This is a genomic window from uncultured Eubacterium sp., assembly GCF_937958975.1.
GTDB lineage: Bacteria > Bacillota > Clostridia > Lachnospirales > Lachnospiraceae > Eubacterium_G.
Map to the genome: position 1 here is coordinate 85720 of NZ_CALGRE010000036.1, position 16277 is coordinate 101996.

The window sequence follows — 16277 nt, forward strand, 5'->3', positions numbered from 1 at the left end:
TGTTTAACAAATAATTTTTAATTATTTCACCTTATAAGTTACTTTCTTACTATCTTTATATCCCTTTAATTTAGCATATACAACAATCTTAGTTTTCCTTTTCAATTTTGCTTTTAATTTTACCGTAAACTTACCTTTTGCGTTCGCTTTTACAGTATATGTTTTCTTTCCAACCTTTACCTTTACCGTTGCTTTCTTTGTAGCTGTTCCTGTTATCTTCTTCGTATTTTTTTTGTATTTTTTTAATTTTGGTGCTTTCAGCGTAGGAGTTGATTTTATCTCAGTTATATGTGGCGTAACCTTTACAGCGCCCTGACCACTAATTCCTGATATTTTCAAATAGTAAGTTCCCTTTGGCAACGTTACATAACCTGTAGAACCGCTCTTAGGAAAATTATCGAAGCTGCCTCCTTCTCCCAACTGCCTTCTTTCCGTTGTACTATATTTAGCTGAATTTTTTTGCATTTTTAATTTTTCTGTATAACTGATACCACCAATAGAAAACAATTCATATTTCATCAATAATTTAAGACACGATGGTGTATCTGCTATCGACATGTCGAGACTTACCTTTGACTGTTTCGTAACTGTAAACTTAAAATACTGCTCACTGTACAGGTTTGAGATATAACCATAACCTGCCTTATTATTTGTCAATGGAAGCATTGACTTTGAAGACACTCCGGTAACATTTCCTGTTCTCATCACATCCTCGGCTTCAATAATGGTAGTAACGCTTCCCTTTGATTTATTGCTATAACCATCACTTTCCTTTCCATTATATACTATATAATAGCTACCTTTTTCTAATATATAATATCCGCTATGTTCCTCATTTGTAAAAATAGTTCCTATATTAGAGCCAATGGATTCCCCTAACATTTTCCCACCTACTGTCGTAACAATGGCATTATTCAAATTTCCTAAATTATCTAACCCATTATAACAAATCGTACTATTTACACTTACCTTAACATAAGCAGGCTGGTCTAAAGTAAATTTCACTTTATATACATCATCAATGTGTTCCTCGCCTTCGCCCCACTCATAAGTATCTGCAATGCTCATTGGATCAGATACCATCACAGAGTCCACTTTGTTAACCTTTCCGTTGCTTTCGATTGTAGCTGCATTTACCATTGTTGCCATACCGATTGCCGCTACAACAGTCGTCAATAAACATAAAAATTTCTTTTTCATATTCTTTCCTTTCCATAATCTTCCATATTCAATTTTTTTCATTCCCATTATACCAACCCTATGAATTATTTTCAATATATAATCTTTTTTACATCAACTTATATTTATTTTTTCTCTGTACAAACTAATATATGTTATATTTATTTTTCATCATTCATAGTTGTTATTTTGCAACTATGTTTTATTTAAATTGTCGTTCTTGAATGATATATTAGTTACCAACATTGTTATTTGTATTTTTTAATATAATACAAACTATTTATGAAACGGAGATATTTATGGATAAAAACATATTATATAAAGAAATTGGCTATCGCATTCGAAAGCGGAGAAAACAAATGGGGATGTCTCAAGAAACATTAGCAGAATTGATGGGAGTAACTCCTCAAATGATTAGCACTGCCGAAAACGGAACAAAGGGTATCAGACCTGAAAATATTATTAAATTTAGTCAGGAACTCAATCTCAGTTGTGATTATATTTTAACCGGTCAGGGAAGCAGCCTTGATATGGATTCCATACTTGATTACTGTAACACTCTTGGCTACGATAATTTTGATTGTATTGTAAACATACTTCATGCACTTCAACGATTAACTACCACACCATGTGAAGATGATTAGATAACAACACGCCGCATAGCAAAAGCAGTACTTCATTTATCTTTTCCTATCTGTACTGCTTTTGTCATAAAATCATATTAATATTTATTTTCCTACTATTTCCCTACATTTTTCAATATCATTTTCAATTTGTTTTTTCAATTCCTCTAAACTCTCAAAAGTTCGTTCAGGTCTTATATAATCAAAAAACTGCACCTGAACAATTTCATTATATATATATTCCTTATAATCAATAATATGTGTCTCAACTTTAATCTGTTTTCCATTTTCTACCGTAGGATTAATTCCCACGTTACTTATAGAATGAAATCTTTGTCCACCTACATCTACCACTGACCTGTAGACTCCATTCGGTGGCAGTAGCTTTGTCTCCTCCGGAATAATGTTTGCTGTGGGAAGTCCTAATGTTCTACCTAACTGCTTTCCCTTTTCTACCTTTCCTATCACACTATACGGATGATCTAACATCTCATTTACTTCTAACATATCACCGGCAGAAATTTTTTCCCGAATTGTCGTACTGCTAATATCTTTATTATGATATTTCTCTTTTTCTACAACAATCACGTTATAACCATACTTTTTTTGGTTTACTTTAAGAAAATCGACATCTCCTCTTGCCTCAGAGCCAAAACGAAAATCAGTCCCACATACAATCGTCGTTGCACCTATTTTATCTTTTAATATCTGCTTAACAAATTCATCCGGTGTTAATGCCAAAAATTCTTTTTCCAATGGCATTATCATGTAAACATCTATCCCCTGCTGTTCACAGAGAATCTGTTTTTCCATATCAGTTACAATCGTCTTATTTGGATTATTCGTGAGAAAGGCTTTGGGCGAAGTCCCAAATGTAAGCACGACCTTTTGTCTTCCATTGGCATGCTTTGCAATTTCCTCAAATAATTTCTCGTGTCCTTTATGAATACCATCGAACTTTCCAATCGTAACAATTGTATTTTTTAACTTAATACCATCATTTACTGAAATGCTCTGCATGTTTACTCCTATCTTCTCCTATAGAAACATCTTTATCGGCTTATAAATCTGCTTTTCTTTATAAAACTTATATAACCCAATAAACTTTCCATCATAAGTATACACTCTCACTGTCTGTCCATCTTCATGATTCATCTTCAAAAATGTATTTCCTGACGTAAAAATATTACCATTATATACTAATTTCCCGGCATTCTCTGATACCACACATTTAGAATATGTATCAAGCATTTCATCTACCGGTGTAATATAAGCCTCTAACGTACCGTTGTCCCTATATGCCTCAATTTGTTTCAATGTAATACTTTCGTCCACATGAAACCTTTCTACTTTTGTCCTTATCAACTTTTCCATACATCCGCCTACACCAAGGTCATTTCCAATATCACTGCATAAAGTTCTAACATATGTACCTTTGGAACATGTGACATGTAAATCTACTCTTGGAAGATACATTTTCGTAACCGTGATATCTATAATCTTACAATGCCTTGCGGGACGTTCGATAACCATTCCCCTTCTGGCAAGATTATATAACTTTTCTCCACCAATCTTAATTGCAGAAAACATCGGAGGAATCTGTTCATAGTCCCCAATATAACCTTTAATGGTTTCAAAAACCTTTTCCTCCGTCAATGCCAAAACCGATGCCTCATCTGCTTTAGCAATTATCTGACCATCAGTATCTTGTGTATCTGTCTCAACTCCCAATAACAAAGTAGCCTTATAACTCTTATCTTTTTCAGACAATATATCACATAATTTTGTGGCTTTTCCTAAACAGACAGGCAGCACTCCCACCGCATTGGGGTCGAGTGTTCCCATATGTCCAATTTTCTTTTGTTTCAATATTCCCCTGAGCTTTGCCACAACATCATGGGATGTAAACCCAGGTTCTTTATAAACATTAATTACTCCACTTATCATACAATGATTCCTTATCACTCTACACTACAGAATCCCTTTTATCACAGCAAGTACCTTTTCAAGCACTTCCTCTAAACTACCCTCTATATCAAATCCCGCAGCTCTAACATGACCACCGCCTCCAAATTGGATAGCGATTTTACTTACATCCACATATCTTTTCGAACGAAGACTGATTTTGTATCTGTCCTCCTCAAGCTGATAGGCAAATAATGCCACTTCAACACCGTCCACATTTCTGAGAGAGGCAATCACTGCATCTAAATCATTTGACGTTACCCCAAACTCTTTCATAGTTTTTGAAGTACAAAATCCATAAATACATTTCCCCTCCATACAAAGTACAGCATCATTTTGTATTTTTGCCGTAACCATGAATTGACTATATGTTTTTCTATAAAAAGTCTCCTCCAATATCTCATTTGCATGCACTCCGTATTCCATCATCCTTGCTGCAATACGCATCGTCTCCGGTGTCGTTGTGGAAAATCGAAAAACTCCTGAGTCGTGGGCAATTCCCATGTACATTGGCTCTGCAATGCTCTTATCAAATTTATCCTCATCTAAAACATAAAATAAGACCTCACTGGCAGAACTCGCTTCTGAGACAATATAATTATAATCGGCATATCCCGGATTACTTGCATGATGGTCAATACATACCGTTCTCTTTGCATTATGAAAAAATGCTGCATTCCTGCCAAGTCTATCTAAACTTGCCGTATCTAGTGAAATAAATAAATCATACTTTGTTCCATCATATCCGTCTGTAATAATTTCACTAACATTCGCAATCATGTCAAACTTTTTGTCAACATACTCTAAATATACTTTTACAGTCAAATCCTGCCTGTTTCTTTTTAAATAATTATACAAAGCCATACAGGAACCGACACAATCTCCATCCGGCCTCACATGACCGGCTATGGCTATCGTCTTAGCCTCACCTATTATCTCATTTATTTTCTTCATGATTTACCCTTTATTCTTCGTTCTTTCTGACATCATCAATCAATTTAGACATTTTCATTCCATACTCAATGGATTCGTCCATAACAAACTTAATCTCCGGAGTATTTCTAAGATTGACTGTTCTCGCAAGCTCCCGCCTGATAAATCCTGCTGCACTCTTCAGGCCTTCTAATGTATCCGCTTTCGCCTGCTCATCTCCGAGAACACTAATATATGCTTTACAGAATTTAAGGTCCGGTGTGACCTCTACTGCGGTCACACTGGTCATTATTCCAATTCTCGGGTCTTTTAATTCCCTGATAATATTGCTCAGCTCTCTTTGAACCTCACCATTAATCCGGGTATTTTTTATACTATTCTTTCTCATAATAAAATTCCCCTATCTAGGTACTTCCACCATAATATAAGCTTCCACCTGGTCACCCTCTGTAATCTCGTTAAATCCGTCAAATACCAGACCACATTCATAACCAGCTTTCACTTCTTTTACATCATCTTTATATCTCTTAAGAGACGCAACCGGTCCCTCAAAAATCTGTTCTCCGTCTCTGGATACTCTAGCCTTACAGCCTCTCTGCATCATACCATCTAACACATAGGAACCTGCAATATTTCCAACACCGGAAGCCTTGAAAATCTGTCGAATTTCGGCATGACCAATAATCTTCTCCTCATAAATCGGTTCAAGCATTCCTTTCATAGCACGTTCAATATCATCTATTGCAGTATAAATTACTGAATAAAGTCTTAAATCTACATTCTCGTTCTTTGCAGTCTCTTCTGCTCTGCCGTCCGGTTTTACATTAAATCCGAGAATAATCGCATTGGATGTCGATGCGAGTATAACGTCAGATTCGTTAATAGCACCTACGCCTCCATGTATTACTTTTACTTCAACCTCATCATTAGAGAGCTTAATTAAACTCTGCTTTACTGCCTCTACAGAACCCTGAACATCAGCTTTGATAATTACATTAAGTTCTTTGAGTTCTCCTGCCTCAATTTGCGAATTAAGGTCATCCAGAGAAATTCTAAACTTATTACTTTCCATAAGTTTTGCTTTGCTGTCCTCAACAAATGTATTGGCAAAATCTTTTGCCTCATTTGCTGTCTCAGTTGAAACAAATACTTCACCCGCATTTGGAACGCCACTGAGACCCAGGATTTCTACAGGAGTAGATGGACCTGCCATTTTAATTCGATTTCCTCTATCATCTGTCATTGCTCTCACTCTTCCGTGATTTGCACCTGCTGCAATATTTGCTCCAATATTGAGTGTACCTTTTTGTACCAAAACAGTGGCAACCGGTCCTTTGCCTTTATCCAGCTTCGCCTCGATAACAATACCTCTTGCCTGACGATTTGGATTTGCCTTTAATTCCAATACATCAGCCTGCAATAACACCATTTCAAGTAAGTCATCGATACCTTCTTTTGTATGTGCCGAAACCGGAACCATCTCTACATCTCCACCCCAGTCTGATGCCAGAAGCTCATGCTCTGCCAGCCCCTGTTTTACTCTATCCAGGTTTGCACCCGGCTTATCAATCTTATTAATTGCAACAATAATTTCAATTCCTGCTGCTTTAGCATGATTAATAGCCTCTACCGTCTGCGGCATAACACCGTCGTCCGCTGCGACAACTAAAATTGCAATATCTGTTGACTGCGCACCTCTCATACGCATAGCTGTAAACGCTTCATGTCCCGGTGTATCAAGAAAAGTAATTGTGCGGTCGTTAATCTTCACTACAGATGCACCAATATGCTGTGTGATTCCACCTGCTTCTCCGGAGATAACATTTGTCTCCCTGATTGCATCGAGAAGTGATGTTTTACCATGATCAACGTGTCCCATAACACAGACAACCGGTGGTCTCTTGACCATCAATCCCTCATCTTCTTCCTCTTCTTTCAAAAGTTCCTCAATAATATCGACTTTTTCTTCTTTCTCGCACATAATGTCATAGCCCATTGCTATTTCTTCTGCACTATCAAAATCGACCTCAGTATTTACAGTAACCATTTTACCTTCAAGGAATAATTTTTTAATAATTGCAGAAGGCTGCATTTTCATTTTTTCTGCAAGCTGTGCAATCGTAATGAACTCAGGAATTTCTATAACCTTAATTTCTTCTTTCTTCTCTTCCTTCTTCTTTGGCTTCTCCATTATAGGTTTTGAAAGGTCAACTCTCTTTCCATTTTTTCCCTTTCTTCCGCCATCTTCAAAGTTCTTTTTATTGCGTTCCTGTCTGTCCTGACGTATCTTATTTTCCCTGGATTTTCTGTTTTTATCCTGCATGGACTCTGATGGAGCGTCATTTCCTCTATCATTTTTTCTAAAATCACGTCTGTCATCATTTCTGTTGTTGTTATTGTTACTGTTTCTATTGTTATTGTTATTATTTCTGTCACGGAAATTTCCACCGTTTCTATTGTCATTGTTACGGTTTCCATTTCTATTATTTCTGTCATTGTTTCCATTTCTGTCACGGAAGTTTCCATTATTCCTGTCATTATTACGGTTACCGTTCCTATCATTGTTGCGATTTCCATTTCTGTCGTTATTGCGGTTTCCATTTCTATCGTTATTTCTGTCACGGTTTCCGTTTCTGTTATTTCTGTCAGTATTCCCGTTTCTGTCACCATTCTGTCTTCTGTCAGTATTTCTATTGACATTATTCTTTGGCGGATTATTTTTCTGTGGTCTGTTTTCCGTGTGTGCAGATTCTTTCTTTTCTTCCTGAATGGCGCTCTTCTGCGGTTCTACCTTTTTTATTTGTTCTTGCACAGACACATCCTTTGTTTCTTTTTTCTCATCATTTTTCTCGTCTATCTTTACTTGCACTACCTTTTCCGTCTGAACCGGCTCTGTTTTGAATTCAACAGTATTGGTTCTGCTTTCTTCTGCTTTTTGTTCTTTCTTAAGCGAAACAGACTCTGTGTTTACAGACACATCATCTTTTTTCTTCACTTCTTCATTGACTTTTACAGCTTCTCTCACTGTCTCTGTTTTCACTTCCGTTTTCGCCTCTTCTTTTATCGTTTCTTTTACGGTCTCACCTTTTGATTCAGAGCTGCTTCTGGAACGATGTCTATGCTCACCTTCACTATGTCTTCGGCGTCTGCGCTCACCTTCACCTTTGGAACGTCTTTCACCTGTTCTTACTATTCCCTTACTTGTAATAATTACTCTAGGCTTTGACTTTTCTTCTTTCTTTTCTTCGCCGCCGCTTTGTTTCGCAGCTTCCTTATTATTTCCAAATTTACTCTTAATAAACTCGATGTTTTCTTCTTCTATTGAACTTGCCGCTACTACTTCAACACCTTTTTCACCCAGCGCTGTCACAATATCTGCACTTTTTATATCTAATTCTTTGGCTAATTCTCGTACTCTCATTTTTGCCATTTAATTACCTCCACTTAATTACTCTGTGTTAACATTTTAATAATCGTTTTACTAAAACTTTCATCTAATACTGCTATGGATGCACGTTCCTTATTTCCTGTAGATTTTCCAAGCTGCTCTCTACTTCCACAAATAAAAACAGGAATATCATAAAATTTACATTTATTCATAAATAGTTTTTTTGTGTTCGCAGAAGCGTCTTCTGAAACAATGACTAACTTGGCCTTTTTCGTTTTCACGGCTTTCTCTACAGAGAACTCTCCTGCCACCGTCTTACCTGCTCTCGTCGCAAGTCCTGTCATGGAAAATACTTTATTTAACAAAGCTTCATTAAAAATTTCACTCATTGATTTCTCCCAATTCTTTTCTCAAGTTTGTATAAACTTCCTCATCTATTCCTGAAATTTTTAGAGTCCTCTCTAATCCTTTATTTTTTACTGCCTTTTCCAAACAGCTCATATCAGGACAAATATATGCACCTCTACCATTTTGTCTTCCCGTAATATCTACAAAAACCTTTCCCTCTTTGTCTCTCACAACTCTGATTAAGTCTTTTTTATTTTTTACCTGTCTGCATCCTGTACAGGTTCTTGTGGGAATTTTCTTTACCTGCCCCATAACATTATCTCCTATGCTTCTTCTATTTCTGAAGGTTCTTCTGTCACTTCTGTTTCATCGTCATACTCTGCATCATATTCTTCATCGTAATACTCATCATCATAGTATTCTCCATCATAATACTCATCATCGTAAAATTCTTCTTCGTCATAATAATCTTCTTCGTTAAATACATACTGTATTCCCTCAGCCTTCGCCTGAGACTCACTCTTAATGTCAATCTTAAAGTTTGTAAGTTTTGCTGCCAATCTTGCATTCTGTCCCTCTTTACCTATAGCAAGTGACAATTGAAGGTCAGGAACTACCACCAACGCCTCTTTATTGTCCGGGTCAGCAAGAACTGCTACAACTTTAGATGGACTCAACGCATTTTCAATTAAAATTGCCGGATTGTCACTCCAGTTAATAATATCCATCTTCTCATCCTGAAGTTCGTCTACAACTGCATTGACTCTTGCACCGTTAATACCGACACATGCACCCACTGCATCTACGTCTTCATTATTCGACCACACGGCTATTTTGGTTCTGGAGCCTGCCTCTCTTGCAATGCTCTTGATTTCTACCGTGCCATCCTGTATTTCTGTTACTTCCTGTTCAAAAAGCCTTTTTACAAGCCCCGGATGCGTTCTTGAAACAACAATTCTTGGTCCTCTTCCATTATCTTTTACTTCTGTAATATAAAGTTTAATTCTGTCATTCGGTCTAAAAAATTCTCCTGCCGACTGTTCTTTTTCCATCAGAACTGTATCCACTTTTCCAAGATTAATGCTAATGTTCTTTCCATTAATTCTCTGAACAATTCCTGTTATAATGTCGTTCTGTTTCTCAAAATATTCTTCATACAGACTTCTTCTCTCTTCTTCCCTCATCTTCTGAAGAATACCGTTTTTTGCACTCTGTGCCGCAATACGTCCAAAATCTCTCGCCTGTATTTCCACATTGACAACATCTTCTAAATCATATCCTGCTTTTATATTTCTTGCATCTTCCAAAGAAATTTCTGTAACAGGGTCGCTTACTTCCTCCACAACCTTCTTCTGTGAATAAATATGAAAGTCCCCTGTTTCTCTGTCCATTGTCACAACAACATTATCGGCTTTGTTAAAATTATTTTTGTACGCTACTACTAAATTACTTTCAATTGCCTCAAATAATGACTCTTTACTAATACCTTTTTCCTTTTCCAACAATTCTAATGCTGTAATTAACTCTTTGTTCATTTTTCTATTATCCTCCTAAAAATCAATCGTTAATCTGACCAGAGAAACATTTACCCTGTCAATATTTATTTCACTACCATCTTCATCCTCGATAGTAATTTTTTCTTTGTCATAAGATTTTAACAGACCAACATACTGTTTATTTCCATCAATCGCCCTATAAAGATGAATCTCTATTTCCTCTCCGATACTTCTGTCAAAATCTTTATCCTTTTTTAACGGACGTCCCAGTCCCGGAGAACTCACCTCCAAAATGTACGCATCGCTGATAAAATCTTCTTCGTCTAACAAATCACTTAGTTTTCTGCTCACCGCCTCTAAGTCATTAATTGTTATACCGCCTGCCTTATCAACAAATGCCCTGAGATACCAATTGCTGCCTTCCTTAACATATTCTACGTCAACCAATTCAAACCCTTTTTCATCTACAATCGGTTGCAGCAAAGCCTCTGTTTTTGTTTCGTATTCTTCTCTTCTTGACACTAAGACCTCCTACCCTTTTTCACATTCAACACAAAGGAGCGAACCTTTGTGGTTCGCTCCTCTCTATCCAGTCAATATTTACCATATAACTATAAGACTTTCCTCTACAAGTGTCAACCCTTTCCGGAAAAATATTTATTATTTATGTTATTTTGTTCTTTCGGTTAAAATATGCTATTATATATAGCAGTTCGCTTTGTAATAGCAAAAAAGACATCCCTTCAGGAATGTCTTTTTAACAGCTCGTAGGGGAATTGAACCCCTGATTCCGCCTTGAGAGGGCGGCGTCTTAACCACTTGACCAACGAGCCAAAAAAATGTTACTGTATTATTATAACAGCAACGTAATATTTTGCAAGTATTTTTTTGCTTTTTATTTATTTTACTATTATTTTTGAAAGGGATTTACTTAATTATGGACTGGATTTATGGAAAAACAATATTAGTCACAGGCGCTTCTTCCGGACTCGGGCGCGCATTAACCGTCAAACTGATTAAAGAACATAACTGTAAAGTTATCGGAGTCGGCCTGTCTGAACCGAAAATGAAAAGTTTGCTCGATGAACTCAGCTATCAGAGAGACGCATTTCTTTATGAAATATTTGATGTAGCAATTAGAGAAAACTGGATAAAATTTGTGGATAAATTAAAAGCTGAAAAAATCAATGTTGATATATTAATCAATAATGCCGGTATTCTTTTACCATTTGATAAATCTGTCAATTATAGCGAAACACAGATAAATAAATGTATAGACATCAATTTTCATGGCTGTAGATACGCAATAAATTTAATGCTTCCGATTCTGAGACGGTCAACAATGCCCGGAATCATTAATATTTCCAGCTCCGATGCTCTCGCCCCAATAATTGGAACAAGCATCTACAGCGCCAGTAAAGCAGCGCTAAAAGCTTATTCTGAGGTACTTATCGGAGAACTGGGCAGAGAAATGTACATAGGCTATGTCTGTCCCGGATTTATAAAAACAGATATATTTAGAAACCAATATATTATTTCCAAAAGCAAGCTAATCACATTTGCATCCACAAACGTAGAAAAAGCTGCTTCCAAAATAATAAAAAAAATTATCAGACAGAAACCAAGGATTATCGTCGGAAAAGATGCAAAATTTATGAATTTCACTTCAAAATTCTTTCCTATACTTGGATTAAAATTTTATGAATTAATAATCAAAACTTCAAAAGTAAAAATGTTTGAAAACGTGAGAAATTAAACCACTCGTATAAAAGCCGGCAAACAGCAGATAATGCATTTTGCCGGCTCCTCTTTTAAAAATCAAATATCGACAATTGACTGTCTTCAGGCATTCCTTCTAACAATCCCAATTCTGACATTGTTTCAATAACTGTCTTACTCAACTTGCTCTTTTCTCTCAAATCATTCTTAGATACAAATGGTCCCTCCTGTGCCTCAACAGCCTCCACTAACGCATCTGCCGCCTTCTCTCCCAGACCTTCTATCGTATCGAGACTCGGCATCAGTTTTCCATCTATAATCTGAAACTCATGGGCTTTCGCAGTATAGATGTCAAGTGGCAGAAATTGAAATCCTCTGGCATACATTTCCTGTACAACCTTCATATCTCCCAAAGAATCTTCATCCTTTTTCGAGGCTTCATGATTCGCTTTCTTTCTCTTTAATTCTGACATGTAATACTCTAATTTTTCCTGTCCCCGGCACATCGTTTCATAATCAAACGCTTTTGCCCTAATTCCAAAATATGCGGCATAATATGCCAACGGGCGATAAACCTTATACCATGCCACTCTCAAAGCCATCATAATATATGCTGCCGCATGGGCTTTCGGGAACATATATTTAATCTTTTTACATGACCATATATACCATTCAGGTACATTATGCTCACGCATTACATCTTCCTCCTGGCGTTCTTCTCCTGTTTTCTTATCCTTATAAGTAAGCAGTCCTCTTCCTTTTCTTACATGTTCCATAATATCAAAGCTTACCTGTGGCTCAATACCTTTATCCATCAGATATACCATAATATCATCTCTGGTACAAATAGCAGAAGAAATCGTACATTTTCCCTCTGCAATCAATTGCTGGGCATTTCCAAGCCATACATCGGTACCGTGAGACAATCCGGCAATTCTAACCAAATCTGCTATTTTTGTCGGTTTTGTGTCCACTAACATTTGGATAACAAAATCTGTTCCCAACTCCGGCAGTCCTAAAGTTCCGGTAGGGCATCCATCGATATCCTCTGAAGTTATTCCAAGTGCCTCAGGGCTTAGAAACAACGACATTACATTTTTGTCATCAAAGGGAACATCGGTCTGTACATTCGTGTCCGTCAACTTTTCAAGTCTGCGAATCATTGTCGGGTCGTCGTGCCCGAGAATATCAAGCTTTAACAGGTTTGCATCGATGGCATGATACTCGAAATGCGTTGTAATGGTATCGACAGTCATATCATTTGCCGGCTTTTGTATCGGTGTAAAATCATATATTTCCTTGTCCCTTGGGACAATAACAATTCCACCCGGATGCTGCCCCGTACTTCTTCTAATACCGGTGCATCCTCTCGAAATTCTATCAATTTCGGCTGTTCTCTTAACCTGCTCATGATCGTCAAAATAATTTTTTACATATCCGAAAGCTGTCTTATCTGCCACGCCGGTAATTGTTCCCGCTCTAAATGTATGTCCCTTTCCAAACATTACTTCTGTATATGCATGAGCATTTGCCTGATATTCACCGGAAAAATTCAAGTCAATATCCGGTTCTTTTGTTCCACCAAACCCCAGGAATGTCTCAAATGGTATTTCCAATCCATCCTTATGTAACTTTTCTCCACAGCAGGGACAAATCATATCCGGCAAATCAAACCCTAATCCACCCGCATCTCTTTCTTCTTTAATGATACTCTGAATCCTCTTTATTTCTTCGGGATTCGTTCCTTCTGAAGCTCTATATTCATCCTCAAAAAAAGAACTCTTACATTTTTCACAATAATAGTGAGGTGCCAGAGGATTACATTCAGTAATACCTGACATGGTCGCTGCAAATGAAGAACCAACGGAACCTCTTGACCCCACAAGATATCCGTCCTCATTCGATTTCCACACAAGCCTCTGCGCCATAATATACATTACCGCATATCCATTACCGATAATCGAATCTAATTCTACCTCCAGTCTGTCTTCCACAATTTTTGGCAAGTCTTCACCATATATCTCATGTGCTTTATCAAAACAGATATTTCTAAGATTCTCCTCTGAATTTTCCAATACCGGAGGACATTTATCCGGATGTATCGGTGAAATATTATCTATCATTTCTGTAATTTTATTGGGATTAGTAATTACAATCTCCTCTGCTACATCACTGCCCAAATAATCAAATTCTTTTAACATTTCATCTGTAGTACGAAGGTAAAGCGGTGCCTGATTATCTGCATCCTTAAATCCATTTCCATATTGAATAATTCTTCTGTAAATCTCATCTTCCGGGTCCAAAAAATGAACATCACAGGTTGCGACCGTCATCTTATGAAATTTTCTGCCAAGCTCAATGATTTTTCTATTCACATCCTGAAGTTCTTCTTTAGAGTCCACCAAAAACTTCTTTTTATTATCAATTTCGGGATTTCCGGTTTTCAGCATAAATTCATTGTTTCCAAGAGGCTGCACTTCAAAATAATCGTAAAATTCTGCCAATCTTGCAATTTCCTGCTGCGGTCTTCCATGTAGAATTGCCTGATACAATTCACCCGCTTCGCAGGCACTTCCGATTATAAGCCCCTCACAATATTTTAAATAGTCACTCTTTAAAATACGCGGTCTCTTATTTGCGAATGTATCTATATGAGAGATTGATACCAGCTTATATAAATTTACTCTCCCCACAAGATTTTTGACCAATATAATAGCATGATGCGCCGGAAGCTTGTCTATGAGATTCTTAGACTGCTTTCCCTGCTCATTCAATTCATCTAAGTTGTTGATTCCTTTTTCTTCCAGCATTTTACATAGCTTTAAGAAAATAAGCGCTGTACATTCTGCGTCATCCACAGCTCTGTGATGGTGGTCCAGCACAACGCCCAAAGCCTTTGCCACATTGTCGAGTTTATATCTTCCCAGTCCAATAATAAGATATCTGGACATTGCCACCGTATCAATTACCGTAAAATCACAAGGCAGTCCCTGTCTCTCGCAATTTGCCGCTATAAAACTCATATCAAAATCCGCATTGTGCGCCACCATAACGCACCCTTTACAAAATTCCATGAATTTCGGCAATATATCCTCTATTTTAGGCGCATCAATGACCATATGGTCATTGATACTTGTGAGCTGTTCAATTCTAAAAGGGATAGGAATTTCAGGATTAACAAAGGTGCTAAAGCGGTCTACTATCTTTCCTTTTTCTATCTTTACCGCTCCTATCTCAATGATTTTATCGCTTTTTGCACTAAATCCCGTAGTCTCTAAATCAAATACAACAAAGCTTACATCCAATGTCTGCCCTTTTGGATTTACAATCATATCCTTTAAATCATCTACCAGATAGGCTTCCACTCCATAAATAACCTTAAAATCACATTCTTTTCCCGCTTTTTTACATTCTTTCTGTATATCCTGATATTCATGCCATGCATCGGGAAACGCCTGCACCACACCATGGTCTGTAATCGCAATAGCTTTATGCCCCCACTCGTAGGCTCTTCTTACGATTTTTTTACACTCACTGACACCGTCCATATCACTCATTTTCGTATGACAGTGCAGCTCCACTCTCTTATCTACTGCAGTATCTTTTCTCTTGTCACCAACTGAAAATGCCGGAATAATTTTCATTCCATCCACTCTGCTGATTTCAACCTGCCTATCATAGGTATCAAAAAGAGCTACCCCTTTAATTCTCAAAAAAGTACCTTTTTTCACTTTAGAAGTAAATTCTTTTTTTACATTTTCATCCGCCAAAAAAACTTTTACCGCAATACTATCTGTAAAATCCGTAATTTCCATTGTCACAATAAATTTTCCAGTTCTTGTCTCCCTGTCATCCATAGTCATTACTTGTCCTCTGACTACAGTTTCGCCGGTTCCCTCAAAAACATCACATAATTTTGTATCACTCTCATATTTAAAGTCGCGCCCATAAACCATATCCGGATCCTGAGAGTATGTTGCTTTTCTGGCTCTTACAGGCTTTGCCTTTTCTTCTTTTTGTTTTTTCTTTTCATCCTCATTCGTCTGATTCTTACCGAGAAGAACATTCACTTCATTTTTTAGTCGTCTGGCATTTCTCTCCGCAAATCGATTAGACTGCATCACACGTTTTATAATTTTTACTTCTAAAGGCAAATCAAATCTGTCTCTAAAAATCTTTTCAATCGTATCTTTGAGTATTTTCATTCTCGCCTCTGATACAATACTCTCCTCTAAATCAATTAATAACCTTCCCTGTTCATCAAACTGTATTGGAGCTTTTTTAAACATCGTAGCAACAATCGGACTTTTTTCACTCAACTCCATGATTATGCTATCTTTGTATAATTCAAAAAGATTTTCTTTTGTATATTGGCTTGAGAGAGAATATTTTTCAATAATCTCTATCTGTATTCTCTTTCCTACCCGCAAATTTCTCGATATTTCATCTCTAACAGTGAAAATAGCAGACTTTTCAATAAGTCTGCTGCTTTCAATATATATGCGCATTTTTGTATGTTCTATATTTGTCGCTATTTTACAAACATCAACATACTCAAACATAGCTGTCAATTCATCATTTAATTTTATACTTTGGAAAACGTCAAAAAACTTTTTCTTTTCCAAT

General features: G+C 36.9%; 13 protein-coding genes and 1 tRNA gene. 2 read left to right on the forward strand and 12 right to left on the reverse strand.

The features are described 5' to 3' along the window. Nucleotides 1-21 precede the first annotated feature (21 nt). Nucleotides 22-1248: an Ig-like domain-containing protein gene (locus Q5O86_RS05805; protein WP_302626200.1), complete on the reverse strand. Its 1227-nt coding sequence runs from the start codon at nt 1246-1248 to the stop codon at nt 22-24. 230 nt (nt 1249-1478) lie between these two features. On the opposite strand from Q5O86_RS05805, the gene Q5O86_RS05810 reads away from it, so the two are divergent. Next, nucleotides 1479-1823 (forward strand): helix-turn-helix domain-containing protein, encoded by a 345-nt coding sequence (locus Q5O86_RS05810; protein WP_302626201.1) that lies wholly within the window; start codon nt 1479-1481, stop codon nt 1821-1823. 84 nt (nt 1824-1907) lie between these two features. Here Q5O86_RS05810 and Q5O86_RS05815 read toward each other — a convergent pair whose 3' ends face one another. The 10 genes from Q5O86_RS05815 to Q5O86_RS05860 form a co-directional block, all read right to left on the reverse strand. Beyond that, the gene (locus Q5O86_RS05815; protein WP_302626202.1) at nt 1908-2822 is read right to left on the reverse strand and encodes a bifunctional riboflavin kinase/FAD synthetase; all 915 of its coding nucleotides are present in this window, start codon (nt 2820-2822) and stop codon (nt 1908-1910) included. 18 nt (nt 2823-2840) lie between these two features. Beyond that, nucleotides 2841-3749, reverse strand: coding sequence for a tRNA pseudouridine(55) synthase TruB (gene truB, locus Q5O86_RS05820; protein WP_302626203.1), 909 nt, complete (start codon nt 3747-3749; stop codon nt 2841-2843). Nucleotides 3750-3773: 24 nt separating this feature from the next. Continuing rightward, nucleotides 3774-4721, reverse strand: a complete 948-nt coding sequence (locus Q5O86_RS05825; protein WP_302626204.1) for a bifunctional oligoribonuclease/PAP phosphatase NrnA — start codon at nt 4719-4721, stop codon at nt 3774-3776. 10 nt (nt 4722-4731) lie between these two features. Continuing rightward, nucleotides 4732-5088, reverse strand: coding sequence for a 30S ribosome-binding factor RbfA (rbfA, locus tag Q5O86_RS05830; RefSeq protein ID WP_302626205.1), 357 nt, complete (start codon nt 5086-5088; stop codon nt 4732-4734). 12 nt (nt 5089-5100) lie between these two features. Next, entirely contained in the window at nt 5101-8130 is a 3030-nt protein-coding gene (infB, locus tag Q5O86_RS05835) for a translation initiation factor IF-2 (protein WP_302626206.1), read from the reverse strand. A gap of 14 nt (nt 8131-8144) precedes the next feature. Beyond that, the gene (locus Q5O86_RS05840) at nt 8145-8477 is read right to left on the reverse strand and encodes a ribosomal L7Ae/L30e/S12e/Gadd45 family protein (RefSeq protein ID WP_302626207.1); all 333 of its coding nucleotides are present in this window, start codon (nt 8475-8477) and stop codon (nt 8145-8147) included. Beyond that, nucleotides 8470-8748: a YlxR family protein gene (locus Q5O86_RS05845; RefSeq protein ID WP_302626208.1), complete on the reverse strand. Its 279-nt coding sequence runs from the start codon at nt 8746-8748 to the stop codon at nt 8470-8472. The genes Q5O86_RS05840 and Q5O86_RS05845 overlap by 8 nt, the downstream gene beginning before the upstream one ends. Before the next feature lie 11 nt (nt 8749-8759). Next, a complete protein-coding gene (gene nusA, locus Q5O86_RS05850; protein ID WP_302626209.1) occupies nt 8760-9971 on the reverse strand; it encodes a transcription termination factor NusA in 1212 nt (403 codons plus the stop codon). Nucleotides 9972-9986: 15 nt separating this feature from the next. Continuing rightward, entirely contained in the window at nt 9987-10454 is a 468-nt protein-coding gene (rimP, locus tag Q5O86_RS05855; RefSeq protein ID WP_302626210.1) for a ribosome maturation factor RimP, read from the reverse strand. 239 nt (nt 10455-10693) lie between these two features. Then, nucleotides 10694-10765, reverse strand: a tRNA-Glu gene (locus tag Q5O86_RS05860). A 104-nt stretch (nt 10766-10869) separates the two neighbouring features. On the opposite strand from Q5O86_RS05860, the gene Q5O86_RS05865 reads away from it, so the two are divergent. Beyond that, nucleotides 10870-11688: an SDR family oxidoreductase gene (locus Q5O86_RS05865; protein WP_302626211.1), complete on the forward strand. Its 819-nt coding sequence runs from the start codon at nt 10870-10872 to the stop codon at nt 11686-11688. Nucleotides 11689-11743: 55 nt separating this feature from the next. Here the strand turns inward: Q5O86_RS05865 and Q5O86_RS05870 are convergent, their stop codons facing one another. After that, nucleotides 11744-16276, reverse strand: coding sequence for a PolC-type DNA polymerase III (locus tag Q5O86_RS05870; protein ID WP_302626212.1), 4533 nt, complete (start codon nt 16274-16276; stop codon nt 11744-11746). Nucleotide 16277: the final 1 nt, after the last annotated feature.